At 73.1% G+C, this 18,035-nt stretch carries 17 protein-coding genes; 10 read left to right on the top strand and 7 right to left on the bottom strand.

The genetic code is table 11. The annotated features are described in order from the left end of the window. Positions 1 to 360: 360 nt before the first annotated feature. From CLT72_RS23700 to CLT72_RS23670, 7 genes are all read left to right on the top strand, one after another. Positions 361 to 2,034, top strand: a complete 1,674-nt coding sequence (locus tag CLT72_RS23700) for a (2,3-dihydroxybenzoyl)adenylate synthase (protein WP_101413652.1) — start codon at positions 361 to 363, stop codon at positions 2,032 to 2,034. A 281-nt stretch (positions 2,035 to 2,315) separates the two neighbouring features. After that, positions 2,316 to 3,590, top strand: coding sequence for a nucleotide disphospho-sugar-binding domain-containing protein (locus CLT72_RS23695; RefSeq protein ID WP_101413651.1), 1,275 nt, complete (start codon positions 2,316 to 2,318; stop codon positions 3,588 to 3,590). Positions 3,591 to 3,612: 22 nt separating this feature from the next. Beyond that, positions 3,613 to 4,443 carry an alpha/beta fold hydrolase gene (locus tag CLT72_RS23690; protein WP_199184794.1) on the top strand — a complete coding sequence of 277 codons (831 nt, stop codon included), beginning with the start codon at positions 3,613 to 3,615 and terminating at the stop codon, positions 4,441 to 4,443. A gap of 145 nt (positions 4,444 to 4,588) precedes the next feature. Beyond that, positions 4,589 to 5,830, top strand: a complete 1,242-nt coding sequence (locus CLT72_RS23685; protein ID WP_101413649.1) for a cytochrome P450 — start codon at positions 4,589 to 4,591, stop codon at positions 5,828 to 5,830. A 17-nt stretch (positions 5,831 to 5,847) separates the two neighbouring features. Further along, positions 5,848 to 6,042: a ferredoxin gene (locus CLT72_RS23680; RefSeq protein ID WP_089003763.1), complete on the top strand. Its 195-nt coding sequence runs from the start codon at positions 5,848 to 5,850 to the stop codon at positions 6,040 to 6,042. A gap of 27 nt (positions 6,043 to 6,069) precedes the next feature. After that, a complete protein-coding gene (locus CLT72_RS23675; RefSeq protein ID WP_101413648.1) occupies positions 6,070 to 6,816 on the top strand; it encodes an SDR family NAD(P)-dependent oxidoreductase in 747 nt (248 codons plus the stop codon). 160 nt (positions 6,817 to 6,976) lie between these two features. Next, positions 6,977 to 7,903 (top strand): oxidoreductase, encoded by a 927-nt coding sequence (locus CLT72_RS23670; RefSeq protein WP_199184629.1) that lies wholly within the window; start codon positions 6,977 to 6,979, stop codon positions 7,901 to 7,903. 52 nt (positions 7,904 to 7,955) lie between these two features. On the opposite strand, the gene CLT72_RS23665 is transcribed toward CLT72_RS23670, so the two are convergent. The 4 genes from CLT72_RS23665 to CLT72_RS23650 all read right to left on the bottom strand — a co-directional run bounded on the left by CLT72_RS23665 (position 7,956) and on the right by CLT72_RS23650 (position 11,848). Next, positions 7,956 to 8,624, bottom strand: a complete 669-nt coding sequence (locus tag CLT72_RS23665) for a hypothetical protein (protein ID WP_101413647.1) — start codon at positions 8,622 to 8,624, stop codon at positions 7,956 to 7,958. 163 nt (positions 8,625 to 8,787) lie between these two features. Beyond that, a complete protein-coding gene (locus CLT72_RS23660; protein ID WP_101413646.1) occupies positions 8,788 to 9,285 on the bottom strand; it encodes a MerR family transcriptional regulator in 498 nt (165 codons plus the stop codon). Continuing rightward, complete coding sequence (locus tag CLT72_RS23655) at positions 9,285 to 10,784, bottom strand: SulP family inorganic anion transporter (RefSeq protein ID WP_101413645.1); 1,500 nt, start codon at positions 10,782 to 10,784, stop codon at positions 9,285 to 9,287. The genes CLT72_RS23660 and CLT72_RS23655 overlap by 1 nt, the downstream gene beginning before the upstream one ends. A gap of 197 nt (positions 10,785 to 10,981) precedes the next feature. Next, a complete protein-coding gene (locus tag CLT72_RS23650) occupies positions 10,982 to 11,848 on the bottom strand; it encodes an SDR family oxidoreductase (protein WP_250102234.1) in 867 nt (288 codons plus the stop codon). A gap of 120 nt (positions 11,849 to 11,968) precedes the next feature. Here CLT72_RS23650 and CLT72_RS23645 point away from each other — a divergent pair, with 120 nt between their 5' ends. Both CLT72_RS23645 and CLT72_RS23640 read left to right on the top strand, forming a co-directional pair. Next, a complete protein-coding gene (locus CLT72_RS23645) occupies positions 11,969 to 12,577 on the top strand; it encodes a TetR/AcrR family transcriptional regulator (protein WP_101413643.1) in 609 nt (202 codons plus the stop codon). A 122-nt stretch (positions 12,578 to 12,699) separates the two neighbouring features. Then, positions 12,700 to 13,206 carry a hypothetical protein gene (locus CLT72_RS23640; RefSeq protein WP_101413642.1) on the top strand — a complete coding sequence of 169 codons (507 nt, stop codon included), beginning with the start codon at positions 12,700 to 12,702 and terminating at the stop codon, positions 13,204 to 13,206. Here CLT72_RS23640 and CLT72_RS23635 read toward each other — a convergent pair. After that, on the bottom strand, positions 13,150 to 13,641 hold the full coding sequence (locus tag CLT72_RS23635; protein WP_101413641.1) for a GNAT family N-acetyltransferase: 492 nt from the start codon (positions 13,639 to 13,641) through the stop codon (positions 13,150 to 13,152). The two genes, CLT72_RS23640 and CLT72_RS23635, sit on opposite strands and share 57 nt — an antisense overlap. A 32-nt stretch (positions 13,642 to 13,673) precedes the next feature. After that, positions 13,674 to 15,989, bottom strand: coding sequence for a glycoside hydrolase family 65 protein (locus tag CLT72_RS23630; RefSeq protein WP_101415347.1), 2,316 nt, complete (start codon positions 15,987 to 15,989; stop codon positions 13,674 to 13,676). Between the two features lie 262 nt (positions 15,990 to 16,251). Between CLT72_RS23630 and CLT72_RS23625 the strand changes: the two genes are divergently transcribed. Further along, the gene (locus CLT72_RS23625; RefSeq protein ID WP_101413640.1) at positions 16,252 to 16,890 is read left to right on the top strand and encodes a phosphatase PAP2 family protein; all 639 of its coding nucleotides are present in this window, start codon (positions 16,252 to 16,254) and stop codon (positions 16,888 to 16,890) included. Between the two features lie 81 nt (positions 16,891 to 16,971). Here the strand turns inward: CLT72_RS23625 and CLT72_RS23620 are convergent, their stop codons facing one another. Next, positions 16,972 to 17,679 (bottom strand): prepilin peptidase, encoded by a 708-nt coding sequence (locus CLT72_RS23620; RefSeq protein WP_350821036.1) that lies wholly within the window; start codon positions 17,677 to 17,679, stop codon positions 16,972 to 16,974. Positions 17,680 to 18,035 lie beyond the last annotated feature (356 nt).

Below are 18,035 nucleotides of genomic sequence, written 5' to 3'. Positions count from 1 at the left end.
AGCTGGTCACGGTCGAAGCAGATTCCCCCAGCCCACGGATCGCATCGACAGGAGCGGACACCGACATTGACTGCGACACATCATGTGTGCGGGCGGATCGGCCCAGCATCTTCCTGTGTGCGATGTGCCCGGCGGCCCACTTCGACGTGGGAATGCGCACCACCACCGCCCGACCGAACGGGAGCCCGCGCCCCCATTCGATTCATGTCGGAGATTGCGGTCACCGGCCCGAGCATTTCAGGAGAAGGCTCCGGGTGCGTCGGTCCGTACCGTTTCCTCACGGAGATCGGCGCATTCGGCGCGTCGACCGGCACGCACCCCCGCCGACCGCGCGGATCCCTCACGCCGCAGGAGGACGAGATGTCTACGCACCCGATCCGGCCGACCCGCGCGGACGTCGTCCCCTGGCCGGAGGGCGTGGCGGCCCGCTACGTCGCGGACGGCTTCTGGTCGGGCCGCCCGCTGGGTGCCCACCTCTACGCCGCCGCGGACGTCGACCCCGGGGCGGTCTGCCTGGTCGACGGCGCGACGCGGCTGACCTTCGGGGAGCTGACGGCACGGGCGGACGGGGCCGCGACCCGGCTGCGCGCCCTCGGCATCGGCGCCGACGACCGGATCATCGTGCAGCTGCCGAACTGCTGGGAGTTCGTGGTCCTGATGGTGGCCTGCTTCCGGCTCGGCGCCCTTCCGGTGATGGCCCTGCCGGCGCACCGCCGGCGGGAGCTCACCGCCATGGCCGAGCTCACCGGGGCCCGGGCGATCGTGGTGGCGGACGAGGTCAAGGGCTTCGACCACCAGGAGTTGGCGCACGAGGTGGCCGCCGGGTCGGACACCCTGCGGCACGTCCTGGTGAGCGGCACCCACCTGCGTTCCGACAGCGTCGACCTGGCCTGGTTGTGCCGGCCCGCCGACGACGTGGCGGGAGCGCGCCGGGAGCTCGACGGCATCGCCCCGGACGGCACGGCGGTCGCGCTGTTCCTGCTCTCGGGCGGCACCACGGGGATTCCCAAGCTCATCGCCCGGACCCACAACGACTACGCGTACATGGCGGGTCGGGCCGCCGAGATCTGCGGTCTGGACCGGAGCACGGTGTGCCTCGCCGTCCTGCCGCTCGCTCACGGCTACCCGATGGCGGGGCCGGGCGTCCTCGGCACGCTCCTCGCGGGAGGCCGGGTCGTCATCCTCCCCTCCCCGGCGCCGAAGCGGGCCTTCGAGGCGATCGAGCAGGAGCGGGTGACGTTCACCTCGCTGGTGCCGGCGGCCGTGCAGCGGTGGTTGGAGTACCGGGAGGAGGACGTCAGCCACGACCTCGGATCGCTGCGGCTGCTACAGGCCGCCGGGTCCCGGCTCGCGGACAGCGTCGCCGTCCGGATCACGCCGACCCTCGGCTGCCGCCTGCAACAGGTGTACGGCATGGCCGAGGGGCTGCTCTGCATGACCCGCCCGGACGACCCGCCGGAGGTCATCTGGCACACCCAGGGCCGGCCGATCTGCCCCGCCGACGAACTCGTGCTGGTGGACGAGGACGGCGCCCCGGTGCCGGCGGGCGAGCCGGGGGTGCTGCTGACCCGGGGCCCGTACACGCCTCGCGGCTACTACCGCACGCCGGAGCTGACTGCCCTGGCGTACAGCCCCGACGGCTGGTACCGCACGGGCGACATCGTCCGCCTGCGTCCGGACGGCAACCTGGTCGTCGAGGGCCGGGACAAGGACCTCATCAACCGTGGTGGCGAGAAGATCTCCGCCGAGGAGGTGGAGGACTTCGCGTACCAGCTCGACGGCGTACGGCTGGCCGCGGCGGTGGCCATGCCCGACGCCGAGCTGGGTGAGCGGGTCTGCCTGTACGTCGCGCCGCAGCCGGGCCGGCAGGTGTCGCTCGGGGACGTGCGTGCCCTGATGGAGCGCGCCGGGGTCGCCCACTTCAAGCTTCCGGAGCGGTTGGAGGTCGTCGACGAGCTGCCGGTGACCCCCGTCGGGAAGATCAACAAGAAGGCGCTCCGGGCGGACATCGCCCGGCGGCTCGCCACCGGCTGAGCCGGGCGTCCCGGCTGTCCCCGTCCGGCTGTCAACTCCTGGAGTGCGATTCGACCGATCACCTACTGTAGTCGTCCAACTTCCGCAGGTAAGAGGGCCGAAGCCGCTCCGAGAAAGGCATTCGAGGAGATGTGCGCTCGGCGGTTGACCGAGATCATGGGACGGCGCGACGTCGCCGACCGGGCGGCGATCCCGCCGGCCGGGTGCCGCCCCCTCGCGTCGGTGCCACGCACCCGAGGCCACGCCTGTCGACGGTTGGACACCATAGTCAAGGAGACCGGATGAAGGTCCTGTTCGTACCGCACGCCAACAGGGCACACCTGCACATCATGGCGCCGTTGGCCTGGGCGCTACGGACAGCCGGGCACGAGGTCCGCATCGCGAGCCAACCCGAGATCGCCGACGCCATCATGGCCGCCGGCTTCGTTCCGACCGAGGTCGGCCAGGTCCGTACGGCGATGCCCGACTTCTATCCGGGGCGGCGGGCCGACGAGGCCCAGCCCATCGTGATGGCCCCCGGCGAGCGTCAGGAGATGCCGCTCCAGCAGGACCTGAGCCGCGACGGCGCGCTGGAGAAGCTGTCCCGGGCGTCGTGGGGGTTCGCGCTCTTCTCCACCGAGGCGATGATCGCCGACCTGGTCGACCTGATCCGGGCCTGGCAGCCGGACCTGGTGCTCTGGGACTCGATGGTCTACGCGGCGCCCGTCGCCGCGAAGGTGTGCGGGGTCGCCCAGGCCCGGATCATGATGGGCCCCGACGCGATCACGCAGCTCCGGCAGGCCGCCCGCGACGAGGGCGACCCGCTGCGCGACTGGCTGGCGCCCGTGCTGGAGGGGTACGGCTCGCGCTTCGACGAGGACGTCGCGGTCGGTCAGTGGAGCATCGACCCGATGCCGCCCTGGCAGTGGCGGCCGGAGGGGCCACACTTCGTGCCGATCCGGCCCATCCCCTTCAACCCACCCGCCCGGATCCCCGACTGGTTGCGCCAGCCGCAGGAGCGGGCCCGCGTCTGCCTCACCCTCGGCGAGTCGCACCGCAACGGCCGTGGGACCGAGGCGCCCACCTCCGACCTGCTGGACGCCGTCAGCGGCATCGACGCCGAGGTGATCGCCACGTTCAACGCGAAGCAGCTCGCCACCGTGGACCGGCTCCCCAGCAACGTGCGGGTGGTCGACTTCGTCCCGCTGAGCGTGCTGCTGCCCACCTGCTCGGCGGTGGTGCACCACGGCGGCGCGGGCACCTTCTCCACCGCGCTCGACTGCGCCGTGCCACAGCTGATCATTCCCGGCACCCACTGGGGTTTCCAGTGGTGGGGTCCGGTCGCCCACGCCAACGGGCTGCAACAGCAGGGCGCGGGCCGCTTCGTGGCCGACGCGGACCACCTCACCAAGGAGGCCCTCGCCGAGGACCTGGCCCTGGTCCTGAAGGACCCGTCGTTCCGGGAGAACTCGGAGCGGCTGCGCAGGGAGATCACCGGCGTACCGACGCCGAACGACATCATTCCCGTCCTGGAGAAGCTGACCAGGGAGTACGGGGCCGGCCCGACGACCAGTTGAGGTGAGTGTTGTGACGGAACAACTGCGGATCCCGACGACAGTGGGCACCTTCGACGCGCTCGCCGCCGGGCCCGGGGACGGGCGTCCGGTGCTGCTGCTGCACGGGTTTCCGCAGGGCGCCCGGGAGTGGGACCACCAGCTCGCCGCCCTGGCCGACGCCGGTCACCGCGCCGTCGCCCCGGACCAGCGCGGCTACTCGCCCGGGGTGCGGCCGGACGAGAGCGACGACTACCGGATGGACGAACTCGTCGCCGACGTGCTGCGGATCGCCGACGGCCTCGGCTGGGCGCGGTTCGACCTCGTCGGGCACGACTGGGGAGCCGCGGTGGCCTGGGCGCTGGCCGACCGGCACCCGGACCGGCTGCGGACGCTGACAGCGGTGTCCGTCCCGCATCCCCGCCCGTTCGGCGACGCGCTGCGCGACGACGAGGATCAGCAGCGCCGCTCGGCGTACCTGGCGATGTTCCGTCAACCCGGTCAGGGCGAGCAGATGCTGCTCGCGAACGACGCCGCCGGCGTCCGTCAGATGCTGGCGCGGGCGGTGCCGGCCGAGAAGCTGGAGGAGTACGTGGCGCGGATCGCCGCGCCCGGGGCGGCGACGGCGATGCTCAACTGGTACCGGGCGACCCGTCCCGAGGAGGTCGAGGCCGGCGCCGTCACCGTGCCCACGCTGTACGTGTGGAGCACCGCCGACGTCGGCGTGGGTCCGGCGGCGGCGAAGGGCACGGGCGACTGGGTGTCGGCTCCCTACCGGTTCGAGACGTTCGAGGGCGTGTCGCACTGGATCCCGGAGGAGGCCCCGGAGCGCCTGTCCACCGTCCTGCTCGAGCACCTGGCCACGCACCCGGGCTAGCCCGTACGACCGGTCGGCGGCGGGGTGTCTCGTCCTCCGCCGCCGACCGGCGTGCCGGTCACACCCCACCGACAGCCACCGCCCGGCGAGCGGCCCCCGGCCCTCGCCGTTCCGCGTTGAACCACGGCCACAGAAAGAGACGATCATGACCATCGACACATCGGGCGCCGGGGCCACGGCGTCCACCGTCGACGCGCCTGACTTCCCGATGACCCGCACCTGCCCGTTCGATCCGCCCGAGGAGTACGTGGAGCTCCGCGCCAAGGAGCCGGTCAGCCTCGTCCGGGTGCCGGACGGCCAGCTCGCCTGGCTGATCACCCGGTACGCCGACGTCCGGCGGCTGCTGGTCGACCCGCGGATCAGCTCGAACCGTCATCACCCGAACATGCCGCTGACCGAGTCGGTGACCCCGCAGACCCGGCGCAACATCGCCGCCGTCGGGCGCTCGCTGATCGGGCTCGACCAGCCGGAGCACGGGCCGCAGCGGCGGATGCTGATCCGGGAGTTCACCCTCCGCCGGGCGCAGGAGATGCGGCCGCACATCCAGCACACCGTGGACCGGTGCGTCGACGAGATGCTCGCCGGGCCGAAGCCGGCGGACATCGTGACGGCGCTGTCGCTGCCCGTGCCGTCCACCGCCATCTGCACGCTGCTCGGCATGCCGTACGCCGACCGGGAACTGATCGAGCGCAGCGCCAACGCGCAACTGCGCCGCAACGTCTCCGCCCAGGAGCGCCAGGACACCAGCAGCGAACTGCGTGACTACGTCAACCGGCTGGTCAGCGCGAAGGAGGCCGAGCCCACCGACGACCTGCTCGGCCGCCTGGTCCTGCAGAACCGCGAGACGCCGCTGTTCGACCACGACATGCTGGTCGGCCTGGCCATGCTGCTGCTGGTCGCCGGCTTCGAGACCACCGCCAGCATGATCTCCCTCGGGGTGGCCGGCCTGCTGGCGAACCCCGACCAGCTCGCCGAGGTCACCGCCGACCCGTCGGCGATGGGGCTGGCGGTGGAGGAACTGCTGCGGTACTTCAGCGTCGTCGACGCCCTCCCCCGGGTGGCCACCGCCGACATCGAGGTCGGCGGGGTGACCATCGCCGCCGGGGAGGGGCTGCTGCTGTCGTTCGCCTCGGCGAACTGGGACGAGACGACCTTCCCCGACCCCGGCATGCTCGACGTCCGCCGGGGCGCCCGCAACCACATGGCCTTCGGGTACGGCATCCACCAGTGCATCGGCCAGAACCTGGCCCGGGCCGAACTGGAGATCGTGTTCCGGACGCTCTTCACCCGCATCCCCGGGCTACGGCTGGCCGTCGACGTGGACGAACTGCCGTTCAAGAGGGACTCCAACATCTACGGCGTCGACCGGGTGCCGGTGACGTGGTGACCGGGAGGCAGCAGGAGATGCGGCTCGTCGTGGACCGTGAACTGTGTGTCGGGGCCGGGCAGTGCGCCCTGTCGACCCCGGAACTCTTCGACCAGGGCGACGACGGGCGGGTCGTGCTCCGGCGGACGCTGCCCGAAGGCGAACTGGCGGCGAAGTCCCGCACCGCCGTGGACCTGTGCCCGTCCGGGGCACTGACCCTGACCGACGACTAGCGCCTCCACAGGCTGAACGAGGGTGTGATGACAGGCTTCGAGGGAAGAGTCGCCGTGGTCAGCGGTGCCGGCCGGGGCATCGGGCAGGCGATCTGCCGGGCCCTGGCCCGGAGGGGCGCGGACGTGGTCGCCGTCGACATCGCCGACCCGGTCGAGACCGTCGGCATGGTCGAGGCCGAGGGCCGCAAGGCCGTCGGCCTCATCGGCGACGTGTCGGACCCCGACGACGTACGCCGGATCGGCCAGCAGGTCACCGAGCGGATGGGCCGGTGCGACATCCTGGTCAACAACGCCGGCATCTATCCGGCGAAGAACGTCTTCAAGCTGGACTACGACGCCTGGCGTCGGGTGATGGCGGTCAACCTCGACTCGCAGTTCCTGATGACCAAGGCCGTCCTGGACCACATGTGCGAGGCCCGGTGGGGCCGGATCATCAACATCACCTCGAACTCGATCGGGCTCGCCCTGCCGGGCTTCACCCACTACATCGCCAGCAAGATGGGGTCCATCGGCTTCACCCGGGCGCTGGCCAGCGACGTCGCCTCGTTCGGCATCACCGTCAACGCGGTCGGTCCCACCCTGTCCCGGACGCCGGGCCTGGCGGAGAGCGTCATCGGCGACGGCGCCCTCCAGCACGTCAGCGGGCTCCAGGCGATCAAGCGTCCTGGCGAGGCCGAGGACGTCGTGGGCACCGTGCTCTTCCTGGCCGGCGACGACTCCGCGTTCGTCACCGGCCAGACGATCATGGCCGACGGCGGACTGGTACGTCTCTGACCGTGCGGCGGTGCCGGCCCGCAGCGACGGGCCGGCACCGACCGCCGGGAGACCCGACGGCACCCGTGGAGGCGCAACGGTCGCCGAAGGTCCCCGAAGGGTCACCATGGGTGGTGGATGATGTCCGTCGGACATGGAGAGACAGCGTTGAGGAGCCACTGTGACTCTGACGAACAGGCCCACGGAGGCCCCCGGTCGGCTGCGGTTGGGAAGCGAGCTGGACGTCAACCGCCTGGGGTTCGGGGTCATGCAGCTCCCCGGGCCGGGCTGCTGGGGACCGCCGAGGGACCGACCCGCCGCGCTGGCGGTGCTGCGCCGCGCCGTCGAACTGGGCGTCGACTACATCGACACCAGCGACTTCTACGGGCCGCACGTCGCCAACGAGCTGATCCGAGAGGCGCTGCACCCGTACCGGGACGACCTGGTGATCGGCACCAAGGTCGGTGTCGTCCGGGACGGCCGGGGCGACTGGCGGCCGGCCGGTTCGCCCGACCAGCTCCGTACGCAGATCGAGCAGAACCTCGCCCGACTGGGCAAGGACCGGCTGGAACTGGTCTACCTGCGGGTGGGTGGTGACGGGCTCCTCCCGGCCGGCCGGGACGCCTTCGACGAGTCCGTCGCCGCCCTGGTCGAGCTGCACGAACAGGGGGTGATCGGCGCCCTCGGGCTCAGCGGGGTCACCACCGGGCAACTTCGCCAGGCGCTGGCCACGACCCCGGTGGTGGCCGTGCAGAACCGGTTCAACCTGCTCGACCGGGGCAGCGCGGACGTGCTGCGGCTGTGCGAGGAGAACGGCGTCGCCTTCGTGCCGTACTTCCCGCTCGCGGCGGGCACGCTCGGCCCCGGCGGGCGCGGCCTGCCCTTCGGCCCGACCCTCGACCGGGCCCGGGCCAAGGTCCTGGACCGGATCGCCGACGCGCACGAGGCGACCCGGGCCCAGGTCTCGATCGCCTGGTTGTTGGCCCATTCGCCGACGATCCTGGTGATTCCCGGTACCAGTTCGGTGGCTCATCTCGAGGAGAACCTGGCCGCGGGTGGGCTGCGCCTGTCCGAGGCGGAGGTGGCCGCCCTCGACGCGCTGGCCTGAGCGGTTCCGACGGCCGGGGCCCATGGCCCCGGCCGTCGGTGGTGCCGCGCCGTCAGGGCGTGTAGGGCGTGTCCGTGTGGCTGACCTCGACGAGCCGGCTGCCGCTGAGCTGGTAGACGGCCGTACGCCTGACGGCGACCTCCGCCGCGGACGCGTCCTCGGGGCGGGTCAGGTAGACCACCGTCGCCCGCCGGGAGCTGATCGAGACGGACTCGACGGGCGTCCGGTCGCCGATGTCGACCATCGTGACGTAGACGGGCCGACCGTCGATGTTGCCGTACATGACGATCTGCCAGAACTTGCCGGTCCCGCCCCCGTCCATCAGCACCGGGACCAGCGCGTCGGCCGCCTCGTCGCCGGTCAGGTCGCCGATGGCACAGGGCTGTTGCATGTGGACGACGGTGCCGTCCTCGCCGGACCACATGCCGTCGACCAGCGGGATCGGTTCGGCGTAGCCGTTGTACCGCTCGCTCCCGTTGCCCAGCGCGGCGGTCTTGAGCTGCTCGCAGGTGAGGGCCCGCAGCGTGGCGGGCGCTCCGGATGTGTCCGGTACGGCCGACGGCGCCGGGTCCGCGGTCTCGTCGTCCGCCACGCCGGTGCTGACCGTCGGTTGTCCGGAGGCCACCGGCTCCGGGTCGTCCGTCGGTGCGGTGATGGTGACGCAACCGCTCAGCGCCACCACCAGGGCGAGAGCCGCGACGGGCAGCAGGGTCCTACGCATTGATCTTCCCTCTCCTTCAGGTCGCCCGGAGCGTAGTGCGCCCCCGCCACAAGGCTCCTATGTGGAGCGCGGGTGACGGGGACGGCGGGGCACGCCCGGGAACGGACCGGAGCGGGGAGAGCGGCCGGCTCGCGGGAGCCGGCCCAGGCCGGACGGTGTCCGCTCAGGTAGGCGGGCCGCCGTGCTGGTGCAGCCGGTCGCGCAGCGTGTCGGCGAAGCCCTCGGCCATGGCGAGCTGGTCGCGTAGCGCGCCGACCCGCGCGGTGGCGGCGGCGTGGAACATGCCGAGCCGGTCGAGCAGCGCCGCCCGGTCGGCGCCCTCGGCGGTGTCGAGGGCGTCGAGGACGGCGAGCAGGTCGCGCATCTCGTCGAGGCTGAAGCCGAGCGGCTTCATCCGCTTGACCACGGCGAGCCGGTCGAGGTCGGGTGCGGTGTAGAGGCGGAACCCGCCGTCGCTGCGGGCCGACGGGACGATCAGGCCGACGTCCTCGTAGTGGCGGATGGTGCGGATGCTCAGCCCGACCCGCTCGGCGGCCTCACCGATCTGCATCAGCCGCCCTTCGGCCGCACCGCCGACGGGCTCCGCAGCCGGGACGGGGACGGGGCCCGCAGCCGGGACGGGGACCGGCTGCGGGCCGGCCGTACGGTTGCCGGGGGCCATCAGTGGCCGACGCCGAGCCGGCCGGCGAGGGTGCCGTGGATGTCGGCGCTGGGACGGTTCAGCTCGACGATCTCCACGGTCTTGCCGCGGGCGGCGTACTTGGTGGTGACGGCGTCGAGCGCGGCGACGGAGGAGGCGTCCCAGACGTGGGCGTGCGTCATGTCGATGACCACGCTGTCGGGGTCGTTGGCGTAGTCGAACTGGCCGACCAGGTCGTTGCTGGAGGCGAAGAACAGCTCGCCGTGCACCGAGTAGATCCGGGTCGTCCCGTCGGGGTCGAGGACGCTGGTCACCTCCACCAGGTGGGCGACCCGGCGGGCGAAGACGACCATCGCGGTGAGCACGCCGACGACGACGCCGACGGCGAGGTTGTGGGTGGCCAGGGTGGTGACGACGGTCGTCACCATGACGATCGTCTCGCCGTACGGCATCCTCCGCAGCGTGGCCGGGGCGACCGAGTGCCAGTCGAACGTCGACACCGCGACGATGACCATCACGGCGACCAGGGCGGCCATCGGGATCACCGCCACCACGTCGCCGAGCGCGACCACCAGGATCAGCAGGAAGACGCCGGCCAGGAAGGTCGACAGCCGCGTACGGGCGCCGGACGCCTTCACGTTGATCATCGTCTGGCCGATCATCGCGCAGCCGCCCATGCCACCGAAGAACCCGGTGACGATGTTCGCCACGCCCTGTCCCCACGACTCCCGGGTCTTGCTGGACGGGGTGTCGGTGATGTCGTCGACCAGCTTCGCGGTCATCAGCGACTCCATGAGCCCGACCAGCGCGATCCCCAGGGCGTACGGGGCGATCAGGGTCAGGGTGTCCATGGTCCAGGGGATCTGTGGCAGGCCGAGCGTGGGCAGGCTGTCCGGCAGCGCCCCCTCGTCGCCCACGGTCGGCACCGCCGCGTGGGTGGCGACCGTGACCACGGTCAGCACCACGATGGCGACCAGCGGCGCCGGGACGGCCCGGGTGAGCCGGGGCAGCCCCACCATGATCGCCAGTGCGACCGCCACGAGCGGGTACACCAGCCACGGCACTCCGAGCAGGTGCGGCACCTGGGCGATGAAGATCAGGATGGCCAGGGCGTTGACGAAGCCGACCATCACACTGCGCGGGATGAACCGCATCAGCTTCGCCACCCCGAGCACGGCCAGCAGGATCTGGATCGCGCCGCCGAGGATCACCGCGGCGATCAGGTGGTCGAGGCCGTGCTCCTTGGCGAGGGGCGCCACGACCAGGGCGATGGCGCCGGTGGCGGCGGAGATCATCGCCGGCCGACCGCCGCAGATCGCGATGGTCACGGCCATCGTGAACGAGGCGAACAGGCCCACCCGGGGGTCGACCCCGGCCAGGATCGAGAAGGAGATCGCCTCCGGGATCAACGCCAGGGCGACGACCAGGCCGGCGAGGACCTCGGTGCGGAACACCTTCGGGGACAGCCAGGCCGGGCGGGGCAGGCGCGGGCGGGAGGCCAGGGACAGCACGGAGGACATACAGCCATTTCCACTCGGGGAAGCGCGTCAACGGGCGCGCGGACGGGTCGCGCGCTCGGCGCCAACGGACCATACTCTTCCGTTGCGGTAGAGTTCCCGCCCGCGTGACCACCGTCACGACCGACGCGGGTACGACCCGACCGCACCCATGGCGGGTTGGTGCGCGACCCGGCCGACCACTCGATGCCGCCCGCCCGTCACGTGGGCCCGGCGCCCGGGGCCGGCACCGCCTTCTCGGCGGCGCGGCTCACCTCTTCCCAGGCCGCCCAGGTCTCCATGCGTCGCTTCGAGATGTCGAAGGCGACGTCGTAGACCATGCTGCCCAGCAGCAGCCGCAGCGGCGGGTCCTCGCTGGCGACGAGCTTCATCATGGCCTCGGCGGCCAACCGGGGCTCGCTGTCGACCGACCCGTCCGCCCACTGCCTGGCCAACTCCTCGCGCAGCGGGTCGTACGCGGGGTTCGGGGCGGCCGCCGTGCTGCGGGCGTAGAGGTCCGTCCAGTAGCCGCCCGGCTGGACGATGGTGACCTTGACGCCGAAGCGGGCGGCCTCGGCGGCCAGCGCCTCGCTCATGCCCTCCAGCGCGAACTTGCTCGCGCTGTAGAGCCCGGTGCTGGGGAATCCGCCGAGCGCACCGATGCTGCTGATCTGCACGACGTGCCCGCCGCCCTGGGCGCGCAGGTGCGGCAGGACGGCCTGGCTGACCCAGAGCGCGCCGAAGAAGTTGAGGTCCAGTTGGGCGCGGGCCTCGGCCTCGGTGAACTCCTCCACCATGCCCATGAAGAGCGCCCCGGCGTTGTTCACGACGACGTCGAGGCGGCCGAAGTGCCGTACCGCCCGGTCGACGACGTCGACGACGGCCGCGCGGTCGGTGACGTCGAGGCGCGCCGCCAGCAGGCGGTCGGGGTGCCGGGCGGCGAGGTCGTCCAGCGGCGAGACGTCCCGGGCCACGCCGACGACCCGGTCCCCGGCGGCGAGCGCGGCCTCGGTGAAGGCGCGACCGAGGCCGCGGCTGGCTCCGGTGATGAACCAGACCCGTGGTACGGCAGTGACTGAGGCTTCCAAGGTGCTCTCCCTCGTTCGCGAGACGGACCGTCTCGTCTTGTTTGCTGGAGTGACCATACCCGAACTCGGCCCCCTGTCAAGACGGACCGTCTCGTCTCATCCTCTTGCTAGATTGGGCCCGTGCCCACGCCGAAGGTCGCCCCCGACTCCAGCCGACGCAGCGAGACCGCCCGCCGCGCCATCCTCGCCGCCGCCTTCGACCTCGTCGGCGAAGTGGGCTACGCGAAGCTGAGCATCGAGGGCATCGCCGCCGCCGCCGGCGTCGGCAAGCAGACGATCTACCGGTGGTGGCCGTCGAAGGGCGCGCTGCTCTTCGACGCCTTCCTCGCGCTCACGACCGACGGCGGCCAGGGCGGCGCCCTACCGGACACCGGCGACCTGGCGGCCGACCTGAAGCTGGTCCTGCGGGCCACCGTCGACGAGCTGCACGACCCGCGCTACGACCTGCCCATGCGCGCCCTGCACACCGAGATCGTCCACGACCCGGCGCTGGCCGCCGACTACGCGACGCGGCTGGACGGGCCCATGCGGGAGCTGAAGAAGGAGCGCCTGCGCGCCGCCCGACGCGCGGGCCAGCTCGCCGAGGACGTCGACCTCGACGTGGCCGTCGACCTGATCTTCGGTCCGCTCCTCAACCGGTGGCTCCAGCGCACCGGCCCGCTGACGCACGCGTACGCCGACCAGGTGGTGGACACGGCGCTGCGCGGCCTGCGGCCCCGCGAGGCGTAGACCCGGGCCGGTCCCGCGTCGCCGGACGGACACAACACCGGGCCCCCGGTCGTCGTTGATCCGGTCGTACGCGCCCCGCCCGCCACGACGGTGCGGGCACCGACCGTGGAGGAGGCACGCCGATGACCAGTCAGCGCGAAACCGTGGAGGTCGACCCGGTCCTGTTCCGCGCCGTCTACGACTCGCCCGCCTCGCTGCCCGGCCGGCACCGGTGGACGACCCCGGAGTCGGACGTACGGCGGATCGAGAAGCTGCTCGGCATGCCGCTGCGCAGCATCGGCGCCCCGCTCTGGGTCAGCGGCGACGAGCCGGACTGCCCGAAGTGTGGCCGCCGGGTGAACTGGTACGACATCGTCTCCTCGGCCCTCTCCGGCGTGCACGACCGGATGATGATCGCGACGGTCATCCTCGGCGACCGCCGGTACGTCAACACGGAGGTGCCGGACGCGATCGCCGGGGTGCGCTGCACCGACTGCCGCACCGCGATCGAGGGTTTGCGCAGCTTCAAGTGCCACAACTGGGCGTACGCCTTCGAGGCGCTGGAGACCGTCCGGCAGCGGATGTCCGGCGCGTCAGTCGTCGGCCGTCAGCCCGTGGGCGAACCGCAGCCCGGGGCGCCCGTCGAGTGACACCTCGCCGACCGGCGTGAAGCCGGTACGCCGGAGCACCGCCAGCGAACCGGCGTTGTCCAGCGTGGTCTCGGCGGTCAGCCGGCGCAGCCCGTACGCCTGGCGGGCCAGTGCCACGACGCGGCGCACGCCGTCGGTCGCCACCCCGCGCCCGGCGGCCCGCTCGGCCACCCGGTAGCCCAGATCGGCCCCGCCGTCGGCGACGTCGACCAGGTTGAACCGGCCCAGCACCGACCCGTCCTGCCCGACCAGGACGTGGAAGTGGCAGCCGCCGGTCTCCTGCTCGGCGAGCAGCCCCGCGTGCCGCGCGGCGAAGTCGGCGAAGTACGCGTCGCCCCGGTCCGGCACCGACCGCGCGAACCACTGCCGGTTCTCGCGCTCGAAGCGCAGCAGCGCGGCGGCGTGGTGGGCGGCGAGCCGCTGGAGATCCGACACCGCGCCACCCTACCCAGGCGCGCCGTACCGCCTCAGCGGTCGCCGGCGGAGCGGCGGGCGGGTCGGCGGCCGGGCGGGGAGGGCGGCTCCGGCCCCGGGTCGGGCACCTCGGGCATCGGCCGGGCCACCGGCCCGGCGCCGGTCACCCGCAGCGGCTCGCCGTGGTGCCACACCTCGACGCCGGTCTCCGGGTCGACGTCCGGCAGCTCGTAGCGGGCCTCGCCGGAGGTCAGGGTGACCCGCAGCCGGTGGCCGTGCCAGCGCAGGCTGAAGGCCAGCCGGTCGATCGCCGCCGGCAGCCGGGGGTCGAAGGAGAGCACCCCCCGGTCGTCGCGCATCCCGCCGAAGCCCTGCACGAGGGCCAGCCACGCCCCGGCCAGCGACGCCAGGTGCAGCCCGTCGCCGGTCTTGTCGCCCAGGTCCGCCAGGTCCTGGAGCACCGACTCGGCGAACAGGTCGTACGCCAGGTCGAGGTGCCCGACCTCGGCGGCGAGCACGGCCTGCGGGGAGGCCGACAGCGACGAGTCCCGCACGGTCCGCGCCTCGTAGTAGGCGAAGTTGCGGGCCTTCTCGTCGGCCGTGAACTCCCCCGGGCAGCGCTGCATGGCGAGCACCAGGTCGGCCTGCTTGACCACCTGCTTGCGGTACAGCTCCAGGTAGGGAAAGTGCAGCAGCAGTGGGTAGTCGTCGTCGGAGGTGTCGGCGAAGTCCCACTCCGGCTGCTCGGTGAAGCCGGCGGACTGCTGGTGCACCCCGCGCTTGCGGTCGTACGGGATGAACACCGCGTCGGCCGCCGCGCGCCAGCCCGACACCTCGGCCGCCTCGACCCCGAGCCGGGCCGCCGCCTCGGGGTGCCGCTCGGCGGCGTCGGCGGCGCCGCGCAGGTTGCGCCGGGCCATCAGGTTGGTGAAGAGGTTGTCGTCGACCAGGGCGCTGTACTCGTCGGGGCCGGTCACGCCGTGCAGGTGGAAGGTGCCCGTGTCGGACCAGTGGCCGAAGCCGTGCCAGAGGCGGGCCGTCTCGACCAGCAGTTCCAGCCCGGCCCCGGCGAGGAACTCCTGATCGTCGGTGGCGGCGACGTAGCGCAGCACCGCGTCGGCGACGTCGGCGTTGAGGTGCAGCCCGGCCGTGCCGGCCGGCCAGTAGCCGGAGCACTCCCGCCCACCGAGGGTGCGCCACGGGAAGCTCGCCCCGGTCAGCCGTAGCTCCGCCGCGCGCTCGCGGGCCTCCGGCAGGTGGGCGTGCCGCCAGCGCAGCGCCGAGCGGGCCAGCGGCGGGTCGAGGTAGGTCAGCACGGGCAGCACGTAGCCCTCGGTGTCCCAGAGCACGTGCCCGTCGTAGCCGTTGCCGGTCAGGCCCTTGGCGGGGATGGTCCGGTCGCCATCCGCCCGGCCCGCCTGGAGCAGGTGGAACACCGAGAACCGGATGGCCTGCTGGAGTTCGTCGTCGCCGTCGAGCTGCACGTCGGCGGTCTGCCAGGCCACGTCCAGCGCCGCGCGCTGGCCGGCCAGCAGCGCGTCGAAGCCCTCCGCGCGGGCCGCGTCCGCCTCCGCCACGACCTGGCGGGCCAGCTCCGTCGGGGGCACGGCGTCCACCGGGGTGCACTCGTACGCGGCGAACTTGGTCAGTTGCAGCCGCTCCCCGGCGCGCAGCGTCCCGGCCAGCGTGAGGCGCAGCCGGTCGGGGGTGCAGTCGACGCCGGGGGCGAAGCCGTCCGGGGCGTGTACGTCGTGCGCGACGGCTACGGCGACCCGCTGCTCACTGTGCCCGGTGCGGTGGACGAGGACGCCGTCGTGCCCGTCGGAGTGCCGGTACTCGGCGGTCAGCGGGTCGGTGATCACCGAGGCGGCGCGGGGGTCGTCGGAGCGCTCCGGCACCCGCTCGTTGGCGAGCAGGTCGGCGCAGACCCGCACCTCGACCGCCTCGTCCAGCGGCTCGACGGACCACCGGACGGCGGCCACCGGACGCCGGGCCAGGGAGACGAGCCGGACGCTGCGCACGCGTACGCCGTGCCCGGCCGGTGAGATCCACTCGGTGTGCCGTTCGACCACGCCGGCCCGCAGGTCGAGCACCCGCTCGTGGGTGCGCAGGGTGCCGGTGCGCACGTCCAGCGGCTCGCCGCCTACCCAGAGCCGGATGAGGGCCGCGTTCGGCGCGCTGATCACCGTGTCGCTGAACCGGGGGAAGGCGTAGCCGTCCTCGGGGTAGTCGAGTTCGCGCCGCTCGTGGAAGCCGTTGAGGTAGGTGCCGGGCATCCCGTAGGGCCTGCCCTCGTCGAGGGTGCCGCGCCAGCCGACCCAGCCGTTACCCAACGCGAAGATCGACTCGGTCTCGGCGAGGCGGTCCATGTCCGCCTCCGTACGCCGGATCCGCCAGGCCTCGTCGTCCCCCGTGCCCTGCCCGGTCGGCGGCCGATCGGCGATGGGGGTGTCGTGCACTGCGCCTCCAGGGAGTCCGACGTACCGGGGCCAATCGAAGCAGACCGGGCTGAGAGGTCGCTGAGACGAAGGTCGGGGTCGCCACCCGACCAATGCACACTGCGCCCGACTTCCAGATGTTCCATGGTTGTCTGCGAGGTAAACGAGGTATGAACGATGCGTGAGGTGAATCATGATTGATGCCGACCCGCCGGATGTTCCGGAGATCAGTGTCGAGTGGTACCAGGACATCGTCGACTTCGCCGCCGACACCCCGCAACCGGTGCAGTGGTTCGCCGAGCACTTCACCGAGGGCGCGATCCTGCTGCTCGGCGCGCTGTGGCTGATCGCCGCCGTGTCCCGGCTCGGCGGCGGCCCACGCGACCGGGCGTACGCCCTGGTGTCGCCCGCGCCGGTGGTGCTCGCGTACGGGTGCAGCGAGCTGTTGAAGACGGTGGTCGACCAGGAACGCCCCTGCCGGGCGCTCGCCACCGAACTCGCCATCATCGCCGGCGAGTGCCCGCCGACGGGCGACTGGTCGTTCCCCAGCAACCACTCCACCATCGCGGGCGGACTCGCGGTGGCGACGCTGCTGCTGTCCCGCCGCGTCGGGTTGGTGGCGCTGCCGCTGGCGGCGCTGGCCGCGTTCTCCCGCACCTTCGTCGGCGTGCACTACCCGCACGACGTGCTCGCCGGGGTCCTGCTCGGCACCCTGTTCGCCGTGCTGCTCACGCCGCTGTTCGCGCGTCCCGCCGCCGGGCTGCTGCACCGCCGCGCCCGCCAGGCGGAGCGTCCCGTCCGCGACCCGGCCACCCCGACGTCCCGCCGCTGACAGCTCGCGGGGACGGGGCCCGCCCGCACGGAAGGGCCTACGCGGACGGCAGGAAAGCGCGGGCGGCCTGCGCCCGCAGGATCAGAGCAGGAAGAGGGCGGCGAGGGCGCCGAGGACGAGGAACGGGCCGAAGGGGAGGTCGCTGCGCCAGCCGACGCGGCGGGTGGCCAGCAGCGCGACGCCGACCGCCCCGGCGAGCAGCAGGGCGCACACCAGCCCGGCCACCGGCACGGCCCAGCCGTACCAGCCCAGCAGCGCGCCGACGCCGAGCGCCAACTTGGCGTCGCCGAGGCCGAACCCGCGCCGGCCGAGCAGCAGCGTGGTGGAGGCGAAGAAGAGCGCCAGCGCGACGCCGGCCGCGGTGGCGCGCAGCCAGGGCCCCGGGCCGGCCCCCGCGACGGCGGCCAGCCCCAGCAGCAGCCAGGTCCCGCCCGCGGCGGGCCAGGTGAGCCGGTCCGGCAGCCGGTGCACGGCCGCGTCGACGAGGACCAACGGGATCGCCCAGGCCAGCCACCAGGCCGTGGCCGCCAGCACCGGCGCGGGTGGCCCGAGCAGCACCAGCGCCCCGACGGCCGCCACGACGGCGAACTCCACCATGCCGGGCGGCGGGCCGACGCGCGCCCCGCACCGCCCGCACCGGGCCGTCGGGCCGAGCGCCGGCCAGGGCCGGGCCAGCCCGATCGGGGCGCCGCACCCGTCGCACCCGGTCCGGACCGCCACCCCCGGCGGTACGGCGTGCCGGATCGCGGCGAGCCGGAGCGCCGGGGCGAGCGCGAGCGCGGCCAGCAGCGGCGTCCCGCGCGCGGCGAGCTTCGGCGCGGTCGGCCCCGCGACCGTCGGTGGCCCGGTCAGCGCCACGAGCGCCCCCCGACCGCCGCGTCGGACACGAACACGATGGGTAGCGACCGTGACGTCGGGGAGTGTTGGCCGAAGCGACCCGCACCCCTCCCGCGCGTCGCGCCGAGCCGCGCGCGGAAATGACGCACCGACCCGCGCGGGAATCCCATGTGAACGGAATATCGACGCCATTCGCCGGGGGACGGATCGGACCAGCCGCCACGTCCGGGACAACCGCCCGCCGTCACGATGTCGCACCGCCCGCAGCGCGCGGTTTCCGCGCCGTCGCCCCGCCGACCCCCGCCGCA

This window comes from Micromonospora sp. CNZ309 (assembly GCF_002846525.1).
The sequence above is the reverse complement of the archived record's forward strand: the minus strand, read 5'-3'. Positions and strand labels throughout refer to the sequence as shown.